The sequence below is a fragment of the Methylomonas lenta genome, assembly GCF_001644015.1.
Classification (GTDB): domain Bacteria; phylum Pseudomonadota; class Gammaproteobacteria; order Methylococcales; family Methylomonadaceae; genus Methylomonas; species Methylomonas lenta.
The window spans coordinates 51,634-65,607 of sequence record NZ_LUUI01000044.1; the positions used below are offsets into that span (position 1 = coordinate 51,634).

Annotated in this window: 16 protein-coding genes; 1 reads left to right on the top strand and 15 read right to left on the bottom strand. The window is 43.6% G+C overall.

The genetic code is table 11. The annotated features are described in order from the left end of the window. Positions 1 to 10 precede the first annotated feature (10 nt). From A1359_RS03020 to A1359_RS03050, 7 genes are read right to left on the bottom strand one after another with little or no spacing between them, the layout of a single operon-like run. On the bottom strand, positions 11 to 757 hold the full coding sequence (locus tag A1359_RS03020) for a phosphate/phosphite/phosphonate ABC transporter substrate-binding protein (protein WP_066977788.1): 747 nt from the start codon (positions 755 to 757) through the stop codon (positions 11 to 13). A gap of 11 nt (positions 758 to 768) precedes the next feature. Then, entirely contained in the window at positions 769 to 1,245 is a 477-nt protein-coding gene (locus tag A1359_RS03025; RefSeq protein WP_066977791.1) for a PAS domain-containing protein, read from the bottom strand. A gap of 24 nt (positions 1,246 to 1,269) precedes the next feature. Then, positions 1,270 to 1,632 carry a roadblock/LC7 domain-containing protein gene (locus A1359_RS03030; RefSeq protein WP_066977794.1) on the bottom strand — a complete coding sequence of 121 codons (363 nt, stop codon included), beginning with the start codon at positions 1,630 to 1,632 and terminating at the stop codon, positions 1,270 to 1,272. Between the two features lie 48 nt (positions 1,633 to 1,680). After that, positions 1,681 to 2,340, bottom strand: coding sequence for a hypothetical protein (locus A1359_RS03035; RefSeq protein ID WP_066977797.1), 660 nt, complete (start codon positions 2,338 to 2,340; stop codon positions 1,681 to 1,683). Between the two features lies 1 nt (position 2,341). Continuing rightward, positions 2,342 to 2,881: a GTP-binding protein gene (locus A1359_RS03040; RefSeq protein WP_066977801.1), complete on the bottom strand. Its 540-nt coding sequence runs from the start codon at positions 2,879 to 2,881 to the stop codon at positions 2,342 to 2,344. 15 nt (positions 2,882 to 2,896) lie between these two features. Beyond that, positions 2,897 to 4,078, bottom strand: a complete 1,182-nt coding sequence (locus A1359_RS03045) for a hypothetical protein (RefSeq protein ID WP_066977804.1) — start codon at positions 4,076 to 4,078, stop codon at positions 2,897 to 2,899. After that, the gene (locus tag A1359_RS03050) at positions 4,075 to 4,773 is read right to left on the bottom strand and encodes a hypothetical protein (protein ID WP_157200443.1); all 699 of its coding nucleotides are present in this window, start codon (positions 4,771 to 4,773) and stop codon (positions 4,075 to 4,077) included. Before A1359_RS03050 ends, A1359_RS03045 begins: the two co-directional genes overlap by 4 nt. A gap of 181 nt (positions 4,774 to 4,954) precedes the next feature. On the opposite strand from A1359_RS03050, the gene hemJ reads away from it, so the two are divergent. Continuing rightward, on the top strand, positions 4,955 to 5,380 hold the full coding sequence (hemJ, locus tag A1359_RS03055; RefSeq protein ID WP_066977810.1) for a protoporphyrinogen oxidase HemJ: 426 nt from the start codon (positions 4,955 to 4,957) through the stop codon (positions 5,378 to 5,380). Between the two features lie 35 nt (positions 5,381 to 5,415). On the opposite strand, the gene A1359_RS03060 is transcribed toward hemJ, so the two are convergent. Genes A1359_RS03060 through A1359_RS03095 form a run of 8 tightly spaced genes read right to left on the bottom strand, consistent with a single transcriptional unit; the run spans position 5,416 to position 13,948 of the window. Next, entirely contained in the window at positions 5,416 to 7,200 is a 1,785-nt protein-coding gene (locus A1359_RS03060) for an asparagine synthetase B family protein (protein WP_066977813.1), read from the bottom strand. A 9-nt stretch (positions 7,201 to 7,209) separates the two neighbouring features. Then, positions 7,210 to 8,562: a phenylacetate--CoA ligase family protein gene (locus A1359_RS03065; RefSeq protein ID WP_157200444.1), complete on the bottom strand. Its 1,353-nt coding sequence runs from the start codon at positions 8,560 to 8,562 to the stop codon at positions 7,210 to 7,212. Then, positions 8,562 to 9,764, bottom strand: a complete 1,203-nt coding sequence (locus A1359_RS03070) for a glycosyltransferase (protein WP_066977819.1) — start codon at positions 9,762 to 9,764, stop codon at positions 8,562 to 8,564. The genes A1359_RS03065 and A1359_RS03070 overlap by 1 nt, the downstream gene beginning before the upstream one ends. Beyond that, positions 9,761 to 10,972, bottom strand: a complete 1,212-nt coding sequence (locus A1359_RS03075; protein ID WP_066977822.1) for a TIGR04063 family PEP-CTERM/XrtA system glycosyltransferase — start codon at positions 10,970 to 10,972, stop codon at positions 9,761 to 9,763. Before A1359_RS03075 ends, A1359_RS03070 begins: the two co-directional genes overlap by 4 nt. Before the next feature lie 52 nt (positions 10,973 to 11,024). Further along, positions 11,025 to 12,119 (bottom strand): nucleotidyltransferase domain-containing protein, encoded by a 1,095-nt coding sequence (locus A1359_RS03080; RefSeq protein WP_232322089.1) that lies wholly within the window; start codon positions 12,117 to 12,119, stop codon positions 11,025 to 11,027. A gap of 34 nt (positions 12,120 to 12,153) precedes the next feature. After that, a complete protein-coding gene (locus A1359_RS03085; RefSeq protein WP_066977825.1) occupies positions 12,154 to 13,023 on the bottom strand; it encodes an HprK-related kinase A in 870 nt (289 codons plus the stop codon). Positions 13,024 to 13,032: 9 nt separating this feature from the next. Further along, the gene (locus A1359_RS03090) at positions 13,033 to 13,299 is read right to left on the bottom strand and encodes a hypothetical protein (protein WP_066977828.1); all 267 of its coding nucleotides are present in this window, start codon (positions 13,297 to 13,299) and stop codon (positions 13,033 to 13,035) included. 10 nt (positions 13,300 to 13,309) lie between these two features. Next, positions 13,310 to 13,948: a hypothetical protein gene (locus tag A1359_RS03095; protein WP_066977831.1), complete on the bottom strand. Its 639-nt coding sequence runs from the start codon at positions 13,946 to 13,948 to the stop codon at positions 13,310 to 13,312. Between the last annotated feature and the right edge of the window lie 26 nt (positions 13,949 to 13,974).

Consider the following 13,974-nt stretch of genomic DNA (forward strand, 5'->3'; position numbering starts at 1 on the left):
CTTGCTTAACTCAAGTATTCAAAGTGTCCATCAAGTCGATCATAAATTCCATTTCTTCGTCAGCCACTTTTTGCCAGGTATTGAATCCCAGGCTTTTTAGTACACCGCTGCCTTTTTCATCGTTGGCCATATCAACCAGCAGTTGCTGAATAGCCGCGCGCTTATCCTGTAGCTTTGGTCCTATCATCAAGGCGTGGTGAATAACGCTGATCTGACTTCTGACTAACACCTTAAGCTGACTTTTAATCATGGCCGATAAATCGTCGTAAGCTTCGGCCAGAAAAATACCGACATCCGCTTGGTTTTTCAATAAATACTTAGCAACCAACACATAATTATCAGCCATCACTGGCATGATGTTGCTGCTATCCAGGTCACCAGGCTCCAGCATGATCATACCCATCAGGCGCACATCCGGATCTTCGGTATAAGCCACCCGGATTCCTGGATTTAAATCGGCAACATCATCGTAAGGACTATCGGCACTAACTACGATTAAGGCCTCATCAGCGGCACCTTCAGCTTTGACTAAAGGCAGGAAGGCTTTTTCCCTGACCAGCATCGCAGCATCAAATGGGTTGGCATAAATCAAATCGATTTTATCGGCTTGTATGGCCGCGCGCTGGCTGTGAAAGTCATTGTACATTTCCAGATGAATGGCCAAATCGGTTTGTTTTTGCAACCAGGTATTAAAGATATACCAGCCAGACAAATGGTCCGGGGTAAAGTCCGGGCTCACAGTAAATTGATATGACATAAACGGCCTCTCTAAAAAAGCGTCGGATAAAGTTTGCTGCACTCATCAACTTTAGTGCGAGAAGGTTTACGTCTAACCGATGTATAACCTACCACCTGGCCTCCTCTAACATTAGGGATTACGGTAGCTTTGACCCAGTAAAACCCACCATCTTTACGCAAGTTTTTTACAAACCCTTGCCATTTTTTTCCAAGCGCAACGGTATCCCACAAATCCTTGAAGGCAGCTGGCGGCATATCCGGATGCCTGAGTATGGAATGCGGTGCGCCGATCAATTCATCCTCAGCATAAGCCGACATTTCCACAAAGGAGCGGTTGACGTGGGTAATAATGCCTTCTGGCGAGGTGGTGGAAACAATCAGTTTGCCATCCGGATAAGGCGTTTCGATTTCCGTATAGAGTATTTTGCGTTTGATTGAACCGTATAATTGTAAGCTGACTTCCCGATAGTCGCCGACTATATCTTCTGCTTTCATATCTGCAATCATAATCTACTCCCGGTATCGCTTGCGTTAAAGCATGTCGGCAATGCTTTCCGCCGCTCTTTTCACATCCAGAAAAATCAAGCCTAGTTTGGCGTTAGGTTTTGCCAGCACTGTCAATACGGCTTCCTCGCCAGCGTAAGTCATTAATACGTAGCCATGTCGACCCTTGATTAACACCTGCTCCAGATTGCCTCGATTCAATTCCTGCGCGGTTCTATCGCCCAACGATAACATCGCGGCACTCATCGCACCCACCCGGTCTTCATCCATCCCAGACGGTAATACAGCAGCCATCATCAAGCCATCGGTGGAAATTACCCCCGAAGCTTCAATATCCGCAGAAGTACCGTTGAGCTCAGTTAAAACGGAGGTCAGCAATTCAGCTTTCATAATGTATTTCCTCTACTTAAAGTAAGATCGAATTAATCAGATCCAAGATTATTCACCCTGTTTAGGGGAGTCCTTTTTTGCGTAACGTATACTTAAAGCCCAAATTAAAGTTACAAATTCGGCTTGATTGAAATGTGGAATACCGGCAATAGCAATAACAAAATGGTGATTCCCGATAAACAACGGCCAAAAACCAATCTGGCTACAACCAAATACATCTACAATGGCCCAGGCATGACTTGCGATCCCCATATTGCTGATCAATAAGCCAGATCGTCGCTGATGCACTGTGGCCAAATCGGCACTCAATGCCGATAACTCTTCGGCCACTTCATGGGTAAAACCACTACAAGCCAAATACAAACCTTGCTCATCGGCCAGCAATACTTTGCCAGTTTCGGAAATCTGACCCAATAAATCCGGTAGTAATATTTCGAGGGCCGTCTGTGGAGCGGACAAAACTTCATCGACACCCTGCACCCAGCCAAGCTGCTGGCAATGATGAAGTAACTCCAACACTTTGGCTTCATCATCAGTTTCTGCTAAGCGACAAAGCTCTTCCAGTGTTAATGCTGGGGTTTGTGGCTGTTGCAATAGGCGTTGCAAAAATCGTCCGGGTTTGTTGGTTTGTGGTGTAGAAATGGCCTGATAAGCTCCAGCAGGGGTTGGGTATAAATATAAGCCGGGTTTTAGTTTTAATTCGCTCATGTCACTCACCTACTAAACCTGGATCAAGGGAATACAACAAAGACTGTACTAACAACGACACATCATTGTGCTCCCTGGCATCCACAGAAAACACAGGCGGCTTAAGCCCCAAGGTTTGTAACTGTTGATGGTATTCTGTGATACTGGGTTTGCTACTAACATCCATTTGCGTCACACCAATGGCAACAGCGGTGTTGGCTATAAATTTGTCAAAGGCTTCCAGAAAAAATCGCATATCCTGAAAAGGATCGGCTCGGGTGTTATCCAGTAATAACACCAGTCCAATACCGCCATTGGTTAAAATATCCCACATAAAATCAAACCGCTCCTGTCCGGGAGTACCGTAAAGATGAATTTTTTCACCACCTTCAAGATTCATCACCCCATAGTCCATGGCTACCGTGGTGGACGACTTGCGATTTTTGGTCATATCACTGGCTGCCGCATCAGTTTTAACCGGTGGCGCATCGCTGATACTACTGATTGCTGTGGTTTTCCCGGCACCTACCGGTCCGGTAAAAATGATTTTGTATTGACTCATGGCACTCCTTAACCGCTAGTCGCCGCGCAATTTATTGAGAATTTTGCTAAACAAGTTTTGCTTTTTACTGGGTTTTGGCACTTCAGGCACTACCATAAAATCTGCGCTGCGCTGACATTGTCCTAAAATGTCCAAGCTATTGCAGGCGCTAATAAATGCAAACACATATTGAGGCTTTATGTTTAACAGATTGGCGAGTTGTAAAGGGGTTCTAGGATCTTTTAGTAATAATGCGGCAATCCGCATAGCATCCGGAGTGAGTAGTAGACGGGTAAAATTAGGCCAATGTTTCAGGTATACCGCTTGCTGCAAGTTTATAGAAGCTGGAAAACGCCCCTTAGAGGTCCAAATGGTCAGTTTCCAGATAAAAACATCTATATCCTGAAATTTATCCGCTGCTAAGCCAATTTTACTTATCGCAGCATCGACGGCCAGCAGACTAATTTTGCCTGCAAATGTATGGTTCTGTTCTATTCCGGCAAATACCCTTAATTGCTTGTCATCTGCATCCAACCAGATCTGACGGGTATCCGGAAATATTAGTATAGGCTTCCAAATAGAATTCAGCTGCTGAGTTTTACCTTGGTGACAAGCTACTTTGAAAGCTGACAACACATAACCCAGTAAATGACTTTTGGCATCAAAACTGGCACGTTGCAGTTGTTCGGGATCGCTGAAGTCTATATCGGATAAGGTGCCCAAAAATGCTGTATACCCTCCCTCATTATTTGCAAAGGTCTTACGTGATTTTGTGGCTTTTGGTGATGGATTTGCCGTATCAGTATTTTCTTGTGGGATAGCATCCTGGATTGCTGCGGGTGATACTCCTAAAGTTGTCACAGGTTGTTCAGGTTCTATGAGCTGTTTAGGTTTTTTGCTACTAACAATCTTGCTCAAAACAGCTGTCAATTGCTCAGCGTTTACTGGTTTTTGCACAAAATAGGTATTTTCTATTTTCAAAAATTCCAAGGACAATAAAAGAATCGGTCTTTCCGGCGTTTGCTGACGTCTGGTTTGCAGGATTTCGCCCGCAGTGGCAAAGTCCGCATCGATAATATCGATTTCAGCATCTGCTTCTGGAACCACTTCTGCAATACCACGGCAAGGACCTTTCAAATACAGTTCCATAGTTTTATGACTACGCGGATCCATACCGTACAAGGCCACCTTGATGGACACAAGACCTTGTCTTTTCATGAAGCTTTTCCACTAAAAAACTCCGCTACCAACTGCCAATCTTCTACTAACGTAACACCAGAGCCGCTCAGCGCTTCATATTGATTTTGAAACCGATCTTGGTTGTGCGTGGCTTTATACAGTTGCAATACTGCTGTTTGTAAATCTTGCCTAGCAGGCTGTTTTACCAAGCCGGTTTCCAATACCATCATGGCTTCTTCAAGTTGGCTGAATTCGATAAAATCGTTGGCTAAGGTTAAATAATCCTGCTGTTCTTGGACTTTCTGCTTAACGTCAAGCAGCACTGGCGAGCCGATTAGTCCAAGCGTAAACAAGGAAAACCGAACACTTTTTGCTTGCTGTGAAGATTTTTTAGGGTTATTAAGCAAAGCCAATTGCGTTGAATCAAGCTGGGTTCGACTACCCTGAATTAATCGCTGACTTAAATCCAGACCTTTATCGTCAAGTACTATCAATAAATCTAACAAAGCTGCATACAACGGTTCTGACAAAGCGTTTTGAAAACAAAAATAAATTCGCCGCAAATGAGCCAACAAATTTTTAGGCTGTCGACGTACCTGAAAAACCAACGCTTCGAGTATGGAGAACTGAGTCGCTGAAACATTAAACTGCAATGCAACATGATCATGAAAAGCCGGGGAATGAACGGGGACAGTCGTATCATCAACAAACATATTTGTAGAAAATCGGGGCATCAATTCCCTCCGCAACAAAACAATTCATGCAAGAATAGCAGCTAATCAACAAAGCTTTAGGGCATGGCAAGGATAGCGCGACAATATGCCGCGAAAAGTATCAAAAGCGTGAAAGAGTTGGGATTTTTACTTAACACCCACTCATTTTTTATCATCCATCCAACAGAAAGGAGAGCAACCCATGCTGTGGTTGAAAGCAGTCCATTTGATTTTTATGGTGACCTGGTTCGCCGGTTTGTTTTATCTACCCAGACTGTTTGTCTACCATGCAATGAGTGATGACGAAATCAGTAACGACCGTTTTAAAATCATGGAAAGAAAACTGTATTACGGCATCATGACACCCGGCATGATTTGCACGCTGTTATTTGGTATCTGGATGTTGTTTGATTATGCCTGGAACTTATATGCCACAGCCGGCTGGTTACACGTTAAGCTAAGTTTATTGGTATTGATGGTGATTTATCACGTTCTGTGCGGCAAATGGCTGCTGGATTTTAAACATGACCGCAATCAGCACAGTCATGTGTATTTTCGCTGGATGAATGAAGTGCCGGTGATATTTTTAATCGCCATCATTTGGCTGGCGGTACTTAAACCTTTCTAACTATAAGCAATACTGTTGTCCGGCAAAGGCACCAATTACCGGCCTTTGCCCACCAGCCAACATTCCAGCATCATTAACACCCAAATCAATTCGCCGTAATAGGCTGCATGAATACTTTGGTGCATTTCAATGGCGTGATCGAGGAATTTTGGCTGAAAATAGTCACGTTTTTTAAGGCTATGAACCGCGTCATAAGCCAGCTCTTTTAAGGGCTGATGCTCTTTCAACCAAATACCAAACGGCAAGCCAAAACCATGCTTGGATTTGTTGATGATCTGTTCCGGCAGAAAATCGGCCATCGCCTGTTTATAAAACCAGCGTAACTTTTGGCCGTTTAACTTACTGTCAGAAGGAATCCGACAAGATAAATCTACAATGCGCTGATCCAGCAACGGATAGAAAACCTCCACACCTGCCATTTCGCACATGCGGTTTACTTTAACCAAATCATTGTCGTGCAAGGTGGTTTTCCAGTCCATGACCAGCATACGGTTCAAAGTACTGGCATCATCAGGTCTTTGATAGCTCTCTCTTAGCAAATTCAAGGGTTCTGTGACATCGATTTGGGCCAAAAAATCGCCGCTAAAAATATCGGCAACATCATGTCGGTGCAGAAAGTTGTAATCCTGCATTCTATCGGGCATGGGTGCATTGGCTTGCTCGATATAGCGTTTAGCTTTAAAAGGCAGTTTCAGATTGGCCATTGCGGCAGGCAAATGATTTAGTCCAGCCTCCAAAGCCGCCGTTGCAAAGCCCGGCAGCCGGTGATAATGGTCAAACAACATTTGTTTGGCATAGCGTTCATTGCCGGCAAAAATCTCATCACCACCATCCCCTCCCAACAGGCGATCAATACCGTTTTCTTTGGCTAATTTTGCGCAATAATAAGCAGCCAGTGCGGACGAATTACCGAAGGGTTCATCATAATAAGCCGCTATCGACGGCACCGCATTCACTGTATCTTCCGGCGTCACATAGTATTCATGTTGCCGAGTATTGAAATGCTTGACGGCAATATTGGCGTATTCGATTTCGTTATAGCCTTCCACCGGAAAGCCCATGGAAAAGGTTTTTGCTTTACCTGGAAACACTTTGGCCAAAGCGCCCGCCACAGTGGAACTATCCAAACCACCACTCAAAAATGCGCCGGTATTATCTTCAGTATCCACCATGGATCTGACCGCATCGATCAATAAGCCTTGTAATTCTTCACCGGCCTGTTGCAAACTGCCGGTCATGTTTTCCTGAAACTCGGGCTTCCAGTAACGTTGCAGGCTGATCTGTCCATCTTGATAGACCAGACACTGCCCACCTTCCAGTTTTTTAACCTGCTGATAAATAGTGTTGGGACTGGGGCAGTGATGGTAATAAATGTAGTCGTAAATACTTTGGCTAGAAATCTCGTTACTGACGGCAGGATGACGGATTACAAAATCCGCACTAGAACCGAAAACCAGGCCATCTCTAGTTTGAGCATAAAAGATGTTGCTTAAGCCGATGGGATCTGTGGCCAAAATCAGACTTTGACGCTTGGAATCGAGTAATGCCAAGGCAAAATGATAGCTTTGGGATGCTAAAAACCCACTACCCTGTTGCTGATAAGCATTTAAACAATGTTGTAATTGAGGACCTTGAATGACTTGATTCAGCGCGATTAACACACAGCCATCCAACTGCTGCATTTTTTCTACATTCGCCGCTAACGCATAACCCGGTCCCTGTTCAACAACCAATCCTGAGTCAGGTATCATGCTAGCCAATAAAGTTTTTGACTCACCCCGGCCAGCGCCGCTATTCATCCATCCAGCAAATTTTGTCATTGTTGTTCTTTAGTGTTTGACATGACTGATGACATATCTGAATTTTCCAGATTGTTCTTTAGCTATAAATTCAGGATAGTCGATGACGATATTCACCGTTTGCCCCAGACGTTTCTTAAACTCAGTAATGATTCTGTCTTCCGCAACGGACTGCTGAAAGCTGGGAGCACGGACAATCTGCACGCTGGTTTTATCTAAACTATCCTGGGTAATTTTAAAGGACTCGACCCCCTCAAGATCACGCAAAACATAAATCAGTGACAAACCATGCAAAACAGTACCATTCTGTGCCACCACAAAATCAGTGGTTCTACCCTGTACTTCAGCCAATAATGGCAGGCCACGTCCACATGCGCAAATTTTGTCCGATAAAACACCCATGTCGCCGGTACGGTAACGAATGAACGGAAAATCCCGTGTGGCAAGGTGGGTGACAACGATTTCTCCTAACTCCCCGCTTGGCATCGGTTGCCCTTCAGGATCGACAATCTCGACAATAATATCTTCAGCGGTAATATGCATACCACCTTCAGGGCATTGATGTGCAATGAAGCCGGCATCACGTCCACCGTAACCATTGGCGACAGGGCAACCAAATATCGTTTGAATTTTTCCCCGCTGATGATCATAAAGTCGCTCAGACGTCACGAAGGCCACTTTTATGCCCAGATTATTCAGTACAATGCCTTTTTTTTCCGCATGCCCGGCAATATGAGCCAACGCCGATGGATAGCCAAATAGCATTTTGGGGCGGATGTGTTGTATATCCTGAATAAAGCCATCCAGCTTTTGATCGGACATTTCAAATGCCGGGATTAAGTGTGTGCGCAAAAACTTGTCGCGCAACAGCCGAATTTTATCCTGAGAACCCAATTCAATTGGCGAGCCCCAAATAACGGCTTCCGGATCACCGATATCCACGCCCCACCAGCGCGTGGCCCGCCATTTGGCCGCCACATCATGACTGACACGCTTATTACCAATATAAAAAATTAAAGGTTCGCCGCTGGAACCGCCGGTATTAAAGCGCGACAAACCTACTGCATTATCGGCTTTGAGTTCTTCCAAGTGGGCTCTTATGCTGGGTTTATCCAATAAGGGTAACTGAGCCAGTTGCTGCAAATCGCTTAAGTCGTTGGGATCAAATTGGATACCGGCAAACAACTGCCGGTAGTAAGGTACATGCTGTTGAACATCGATCAAAAATGATTTGAGATTTTTTAGTTGTAACTGTTGCAGTTGATCAGGACTAAGCCATTGTGACTGCTCCATCTGACGCCGCACTTTAACCGTGCTGTGCTTTTTCAAGGCTTCATGGAGGGGGAATAGTATAGTCGAGCAAAAAGACGTATAAACACTCATCAAACCACCCATTTTTTGAATTCCGTCAACAGAATTGCTACCCGTTTATTCCAACCATTATCAGCAGCGTAACTAATAATAGCTTGCCGATCCCATTTTGTATTTAATGCATTTTCAATAGCTTGCGACAACGCCTCAGCATCGCCAAAGGGCACTACGAAACCTAACTTATCATTGTTAACTACTTCCGGATTCCCGCCAACATTTGTAGTCACCACCGGCAAACCGCAGGCCATTGCCTCCAGAAATACATTGGCCCAGCCTTCGTTAGCAGTCGCCAATACAAATACGTCGGAAGCTGACAGCGGAATATGTAAATCCTGTGATGCCATAGCTCCGAGAAAGGTGACATGCTGGGTCAAACCGAGCACTTCAACTTGTTGTTCAAGTTTGGCACGATTATTACCTTCAGCACTGGCACCACCGACAATCAAATAAATCAGTTGTGGATATTTTTTTACCAATCCCGGCAAGAGCTCAATAACTCGATGAAAACCTTTTCTATCGACCAAGCCACCTACAGAAATCAAGACTAACGCATCGTCAGCCAGCTGCAGCTGCTGACGTGCACTGCGTTTATCAATAGCAAAGAACTTTTCTGTATCAACGCCATTGCCAACTACTATAATTTTTTCGGCTTCTGCACCCAGATCAACCACGTGCTGCTTCAAAGACTCGGATACCGAAAACACTCTTGTCGCAGACTGTAATGCTTTTAGTAGCCGCTGTCGCCGACCAGGAAGTTTTGATAAAGGGACTTCGGTGCCACGCAGGGTTATGGTCACGGGTACATTGAACCAACGTCCCAATAATGTAGCTGCATAACCATCAGGATAGGCAAAATGCGCATCTATCAGATTAAAAGCAAAGTTTTTTTTTAACTTAAATAACAACGGCAAGGCAGCTACTGCCATGAAAAACCCGTCCAATGAACGAAACAACCCCGGTATCGATAAAAAGCGCGGGAAGTACACTTTGATATTTTGTTGTTCTTCGTAGCAAGAAGGTTGCGGCCGATAATCCGGTTTCCAATATCGAATCAGACTTTGTAATGGGAACCAAGGCACTGGTGATACAACAATTAAAGGACAATGCGCCGCAACCCGACTCATGCGTTCACGAATAAATACGCCAGCATTTGGCCTGACCTGGCTTGGATACAATGAACAAAAAACCAGTAAATGCGGCGTTTTATCGCTCATTTGTTGGCTTGAAGTATATTGGCATAAACAGACTGATAATTGGAGACACTGCGTTGCCAGTTACGCTCTTCCTCCACATAGCGCCTTCCAGCCTGACGAATTTTTTCCCACTGTGACTGATCGGCCAGTGCTGACAATACCGATTCGGATAACGAATCTTTATCGCCTGCTTTAAACAAGTAACCCGTTTCCTGGTCTCGAATCAGTTCATGATGCCCTCCAACATCGGATGCCAGCAACACCCTGCCCTGCGCCATGGCTTCCAGTGGCTTTAAAGGGGTAACCAAATCGGTCAGGCGCATGGAAAGACGCGGGTAAACGAACATATCGACTAAATTATAATAACGCTGCACCTGCTCGTGCGGCACTCTGCCTGCAAGAATCACAAAGTCCTGCAAATCTAGCGATTTGATTTTGTGTTTGACTTGCTGTACCTGTGGCCCACCACCTACCAACAATAAACGCACATTTGGTTGATGTTTAATAATATCCGGCAAGGCATCCAGCAACAGTAGCAAACCTTCATAGGCATAAAACGAACCAATAAATCCCAGCACGGTTTTGCCTTGCAAGTTAAGTTGCTGAATTAAATCGACATCGGCAGATTCACCGTAAGTAAACGCATCAATATCAACTGCATTCGGAATTACAGTAATTTTATCTGCCGACACCCCACGACTGATAATATCCTTACGCAAGCCTTCGCAAATGGTAGTTACCGCATTCGCATTTTTGAATATATGGGTTTCCAATGCCTTGGTGATACGATAGCGCAAACTGCCTTCCTGCGTAGTACCATGATCTACCGCGGCATCCTCCCAAAAAGCCCGACATTCATACACCAAAGGAATGTTATATTTTTTTGACATCGCCAATGCTGCCAAACCATTTATGGCTGGCGAATGGGCATGCAGGATATCGGGTTTAATCTGCGGAATAATCTGGTCCAAACGCTTTTCCAAACTTTTCACAATCGCCCATTGATTCACGACTGGCAAGCGAGCGAAAAGACCTTCTGGGTCCGGCGAGCGGTAAAAATCCAAACCGTCCACAGTTTCTATAGCCGCGCGACCTCCAACATGTTTGGCTGAGGTGACATGAAAGGTTTCCCAGCCCAGTTTACGTTGTTCTTCAATAATGGCGCGGGATCGAAAAGTGTAACCGCTATGCAGCGGAATCGAGTGGTCGAGAATATGGAGGATTTTCATGTCACAAGTTGGATTGATTATTTTTCTTTTAATTATCGACCATTTTAAACAATTAGTGCTGATCCTTTACTGACAATCGCAGCCAGGCTTTTCTTGATAAGTGTGGGATCAACAAATACCAGGGCATTTTTAACCAATGCGAACGTAGATAAAGAAACCAATGAGCATAACGAGTCCATGTATCTGAGCAAGTGAAATGGTTAGGCATTAAAGCACGAAGGAAAACAAAATCTGTAACCTTTCGCTTCAGTTTATTGGGTTGATAAGCTTCTGTAATCTCAAGAACATCAACAGGCACAGGGGTCTGTAATATTTTAGTAGTAAAACGCAATGCATAATATAAAGGAATTTCTTGATTCAGTTCTGTAGCGCGATTTTGTAATTTCAACCAAAACCCTTCCTCATTTGCAAACTCCTTGATCAGCAAATCCAAATCGGTCAAATCTCGAAATCCATGATCAAACTCGCCTTCATGAAACAAATGAACAGCACTGTGTAGCACTCTATCCTCAGGTGCTAAAACCCAAATATTTTGCCCATCAATTTTATTAATATTGTCCAATAATTTATTGGAATCAGGACAGAACCTGGAGGTTATCGGTAAAATATTATGATGAACATCAATCGACGTATGCCTTTGAACATGCTGCATAGGCGGAATTTCATGCATCCATTTACGATAATACATTTGATCATAAGCATCTATGCTGCCAAACTTCCAACCTTCAAATATTAAAGTCTGCTCTACTTCCATCAAGCTTTGTTTAGGTACTAAGATATCAATATCAGAAAAAACCCTGCCTAACGCTGCATCATTCCCAGCCAAAACATAAGCAGCCCCCTTTAGGAATATCAAGGGCAGATTGAGTTCTTGTAAGGCCTGTTGAATACAATGTACCTCCCAATTTAAGGAAGTTCGCATTTGATTAGCATACACCTTGGCCGATTCAAAATGCTTTAATGCAGGTAGTGGAATATTCGCTAATAACTGCTGTCTTTCGAGTAAATACCAAAGCCTGGCTAAAACCCCGGCACGTCTCGCTTGCCTGACCAACAAATCCCATTCGGATAAACTAAAACCTTTTGTAAGCTCTGGATGCCTATATGCCGATATTATTAAGGCAGGTTGCTTTATATCCATACCCATCAATTTACCGTTGCCGCATATAATCGAATATTAATCACGATGATAAATCCGCGAACAGATTGACTGCTTCCTGTAGTTCGCTATATTCAAACTCATAACAATCACTACCCTCAACCAGAGCGCATAAATTTTTAAAACCCTTACCGCCTAATACATTGGCGTTAAAGGCATTTTTTGTCAGCTTTATCACTGTTTGGCTTTTCGGAATAGCATGCAAAGAGGTATCTGCATCTTTTTGATACTTAGGAAAAACAATCCATTTTGCAGACGCTCTGATGGATTTCCTTAACACACTATCCTGTGTTGGTTGCATATGTGCCACAGTTCCTTTTGACGTATCAAAAAAAGACGGCCCTAACACTGCATTGGGAGCAAACTGCCGCATTAAATCAATAGCCTGATTTTTAAGACTAATTGGACGTACAAAAGGCATTAGTTCGTTGGTATGCAAATCAATAACGGCCATTTCATCAGAAAACAACCGCCATCCACTATGCATTAACGCAGCACAAAGAGTACTTTTGCCAGCACCCGGTACGCCACACAATATCAAGGCCTGACCATTTTTTTCTAAAACTGCCGCATGCACCAAAAGATAATGATGCACATAACTGGCCACCACCCAATTAAGGCTCCATTCAAAAAAAGGATAGGCTTGGGAAATAGGCAAAGGCTTGAATGGCGCCTTACCATCGATGAAACACTGAACCTGGGGCCTATAGTATCCCCTCAGGTAACTCACAGGCGCAATTTTGATATAAAAATCTACAAAGACCGTTGAAGCTTCTTCAATAAATTCATAACCTGAATAAAGACTCGAAACAACTTCAGCTACAGGAGCTATGCAGGTATCCAGTCGAACAACGAAAGGCTCTATTCTGAGAACAATAGGTTTGGACTTCATCCGCCTTACTTATTTAGAACTAGCGATAAAGCCACGACGACCCAATTCATTTAAAGTATTACGCAGGCTTAACTCAATATCTACATCCCCATATTGCGCTGGCTTAACAGCGCTTAATAAATCAGGAAAATTCATTTGTTTGGATAATAAGCGTTCGAAAATATCTGCTGCAAAATCACTTAAAACTATCGTTTCACCGGTCAAAGGGCTATAAGCCAATAATTCATCATTAAATCGATGAGTAAAGACCTCAGGAAACGTACAAAAAAGAGCCATCAGACTAAATCTAATTATAGAAATTTATGTATTGATTAGCTTGTAATGCAGTTAATTCGCCTTTTTGTATATCTTGTAAAGTGGAATACAAAGTCCAATGCCCCCAATCAGCTTTGATTTGTGCAGCTGTAAATGGAAATATCAAATTCGGAGACAGCGCATTTAAATAGGCAGCAATATAATGGTTTGTTTTGGCGTTTGCGTCAGTAGTTGAATTACCAATTTTGATACTATTACCTGTTAATTTTATTACATATTCCAAAGTAGCATTTTTATTGCTATCCCAAGTATTACCGCTCTTAAATTGAAGCAGAGGAGAACCAAACACACTTTTAAACTTAACAGTTCTTTGTGAGCCAACCCCATAAAATTCCCATTTTTTACCACCACCATCACCTTGATACACCCCAGGAGATACAGTACTAGGTGTATCGGAATCACAAGTAGCCGGATGCTGGGATAAATTACCGGACAATGCCTGCCCAAATGAACAGTTATCCATCGTCGCCCATGCAGGTCGACTTGCAAAGCCCATTATAATGGGAGCAATCACACCGGTTCTGGTAAATGAACGTCGTGATTTGTCAACATGTTTATCAACGTTCTGACTATCCACTAGTTTACTATCTTCTTTATTTTGCTTATTCATTTCAATTCACCCGAGAAGATTAACAA

What these genes read in the sequence shown, in the direction of transcription:
- A1359_RS03070 (WP_066977819.1), bottom strand. Translation starts at nt 9,764, where the DNA reads ATGAGCGATAAAACGCCGCATTTACTGGTTTTTTGTTCATTGTATCCA.
- A1359_RS03060 (WP_066977813.1), bottom strand. Translation starts at nt 7,200, where the DNA reads ATGACAAAATTTGCTGGATGGATGAATAGCGGCGCTGGCCGGGGTGAG.
- A1359_RS03065 (WP_157200444.1), bottom strand. Translation starts at nt 8,562, where the DNA reads ATGAGTGTTTATACGTCTTTTTGCTCGACTATACTATTCCCCCTCCAT.
- A1359_RS03085 (WP_066977825.1), bottom strand. Translation starts at nt 13,023, where the DNA reads ATGAAGTCCAAACCTATTGTTCTCAGAATAGAGCCTTTCGTTGTTCGA.
- A1359_RS03035 (WP_066977797.1), bottom strand. Translation starts at nt 2,340, where the DNA reads ATGAGCGAATTAAAACTAAAACCCGGCTTATATTTATACCCAACCCCT.
- A1359_RS03030 (WP_066977794.1), bottom strand. Translation starts at nt 1,632, where the DNA reads ATGAAAGCTGAATTGCTGACCTCCGTTTTAACTGAGCTCAACGGTACT.
- A1359_RS03050 (WP_157200443.1), bottom strand. Translation starts at nt 4,773, where the DNA reads ATGCCCCGATTTTCTACAAATATGTTTGTTGATGATACGACTGTCCCC.
- hemJ (WP_066977810.1), top strand. Translation starts at nt 4,955, where the DNA reads ATGCTGTGGTTGAAAGCAGTCCATTTGATTTTTATGGTGACCTGGTTC.
- A1359_RS03025 (WP_066977791.1), bottom strand. Translation starts at nt 1,245, where the DNA reads ATGATTGCAGATATGAAAGCAGAAGATATAGTCGGCGACTATCGGGAA.
- A1359_RS03075 (WP_066977822.1), bottom strand. Translation starts at nt 10,972, where the DNA reads ATGAAAATCCTCCATATTCTCGACCACTCGATTCCGCTGCATAGCGGT.
- A1359_RS03095 (WP_066977831.1), bottom strand. Translation starts at nt 13,948, where the DNA reads ATGAATAAGCAAAATAAAGAAGATAGTAAACTAGTGGATAGTCAGAAC.
- A1359_RS03045 (WP_066977804.1), bottom strand. Translation starts at nt 4,078, where the DNA reads ATGAAAAGACAAGGTCTTGTGTCCATCAAGGTGGCCTTGTACGGTATG.
- A1359_RS03080 (WP_232322089.1), bottom strand. Translation starts at nt 12,119, where the DNA reads ATGGGTATGGATATAAAGCAACCTGCCTTAATAATATCGGCATATAGG.
- A1359_RS03090 (WP_066977828.1), bottom strand. Translation starts at nt 13,299, where the DNA reads ATGGCTCTTTTTTGTACGTTTCCTGAGGTCTTTACTCATCGATTTAAT.
- A1359_RS03040 (WP_066977801.1), bottom strand. Translation starts at nt 2,881, where the DNA reads ATGAGTCAATACAAAATCATTTTTACCGGACCGGTAGGTGCCGGGAAA.
- A1359_RS03020 (WP_066977788.1), bottom strand. Translation starts at nt 757, where the DNA reads ATGTCATATCAATTTACTGTGAGCCCGGACTTTACCCCGGACCATTTG.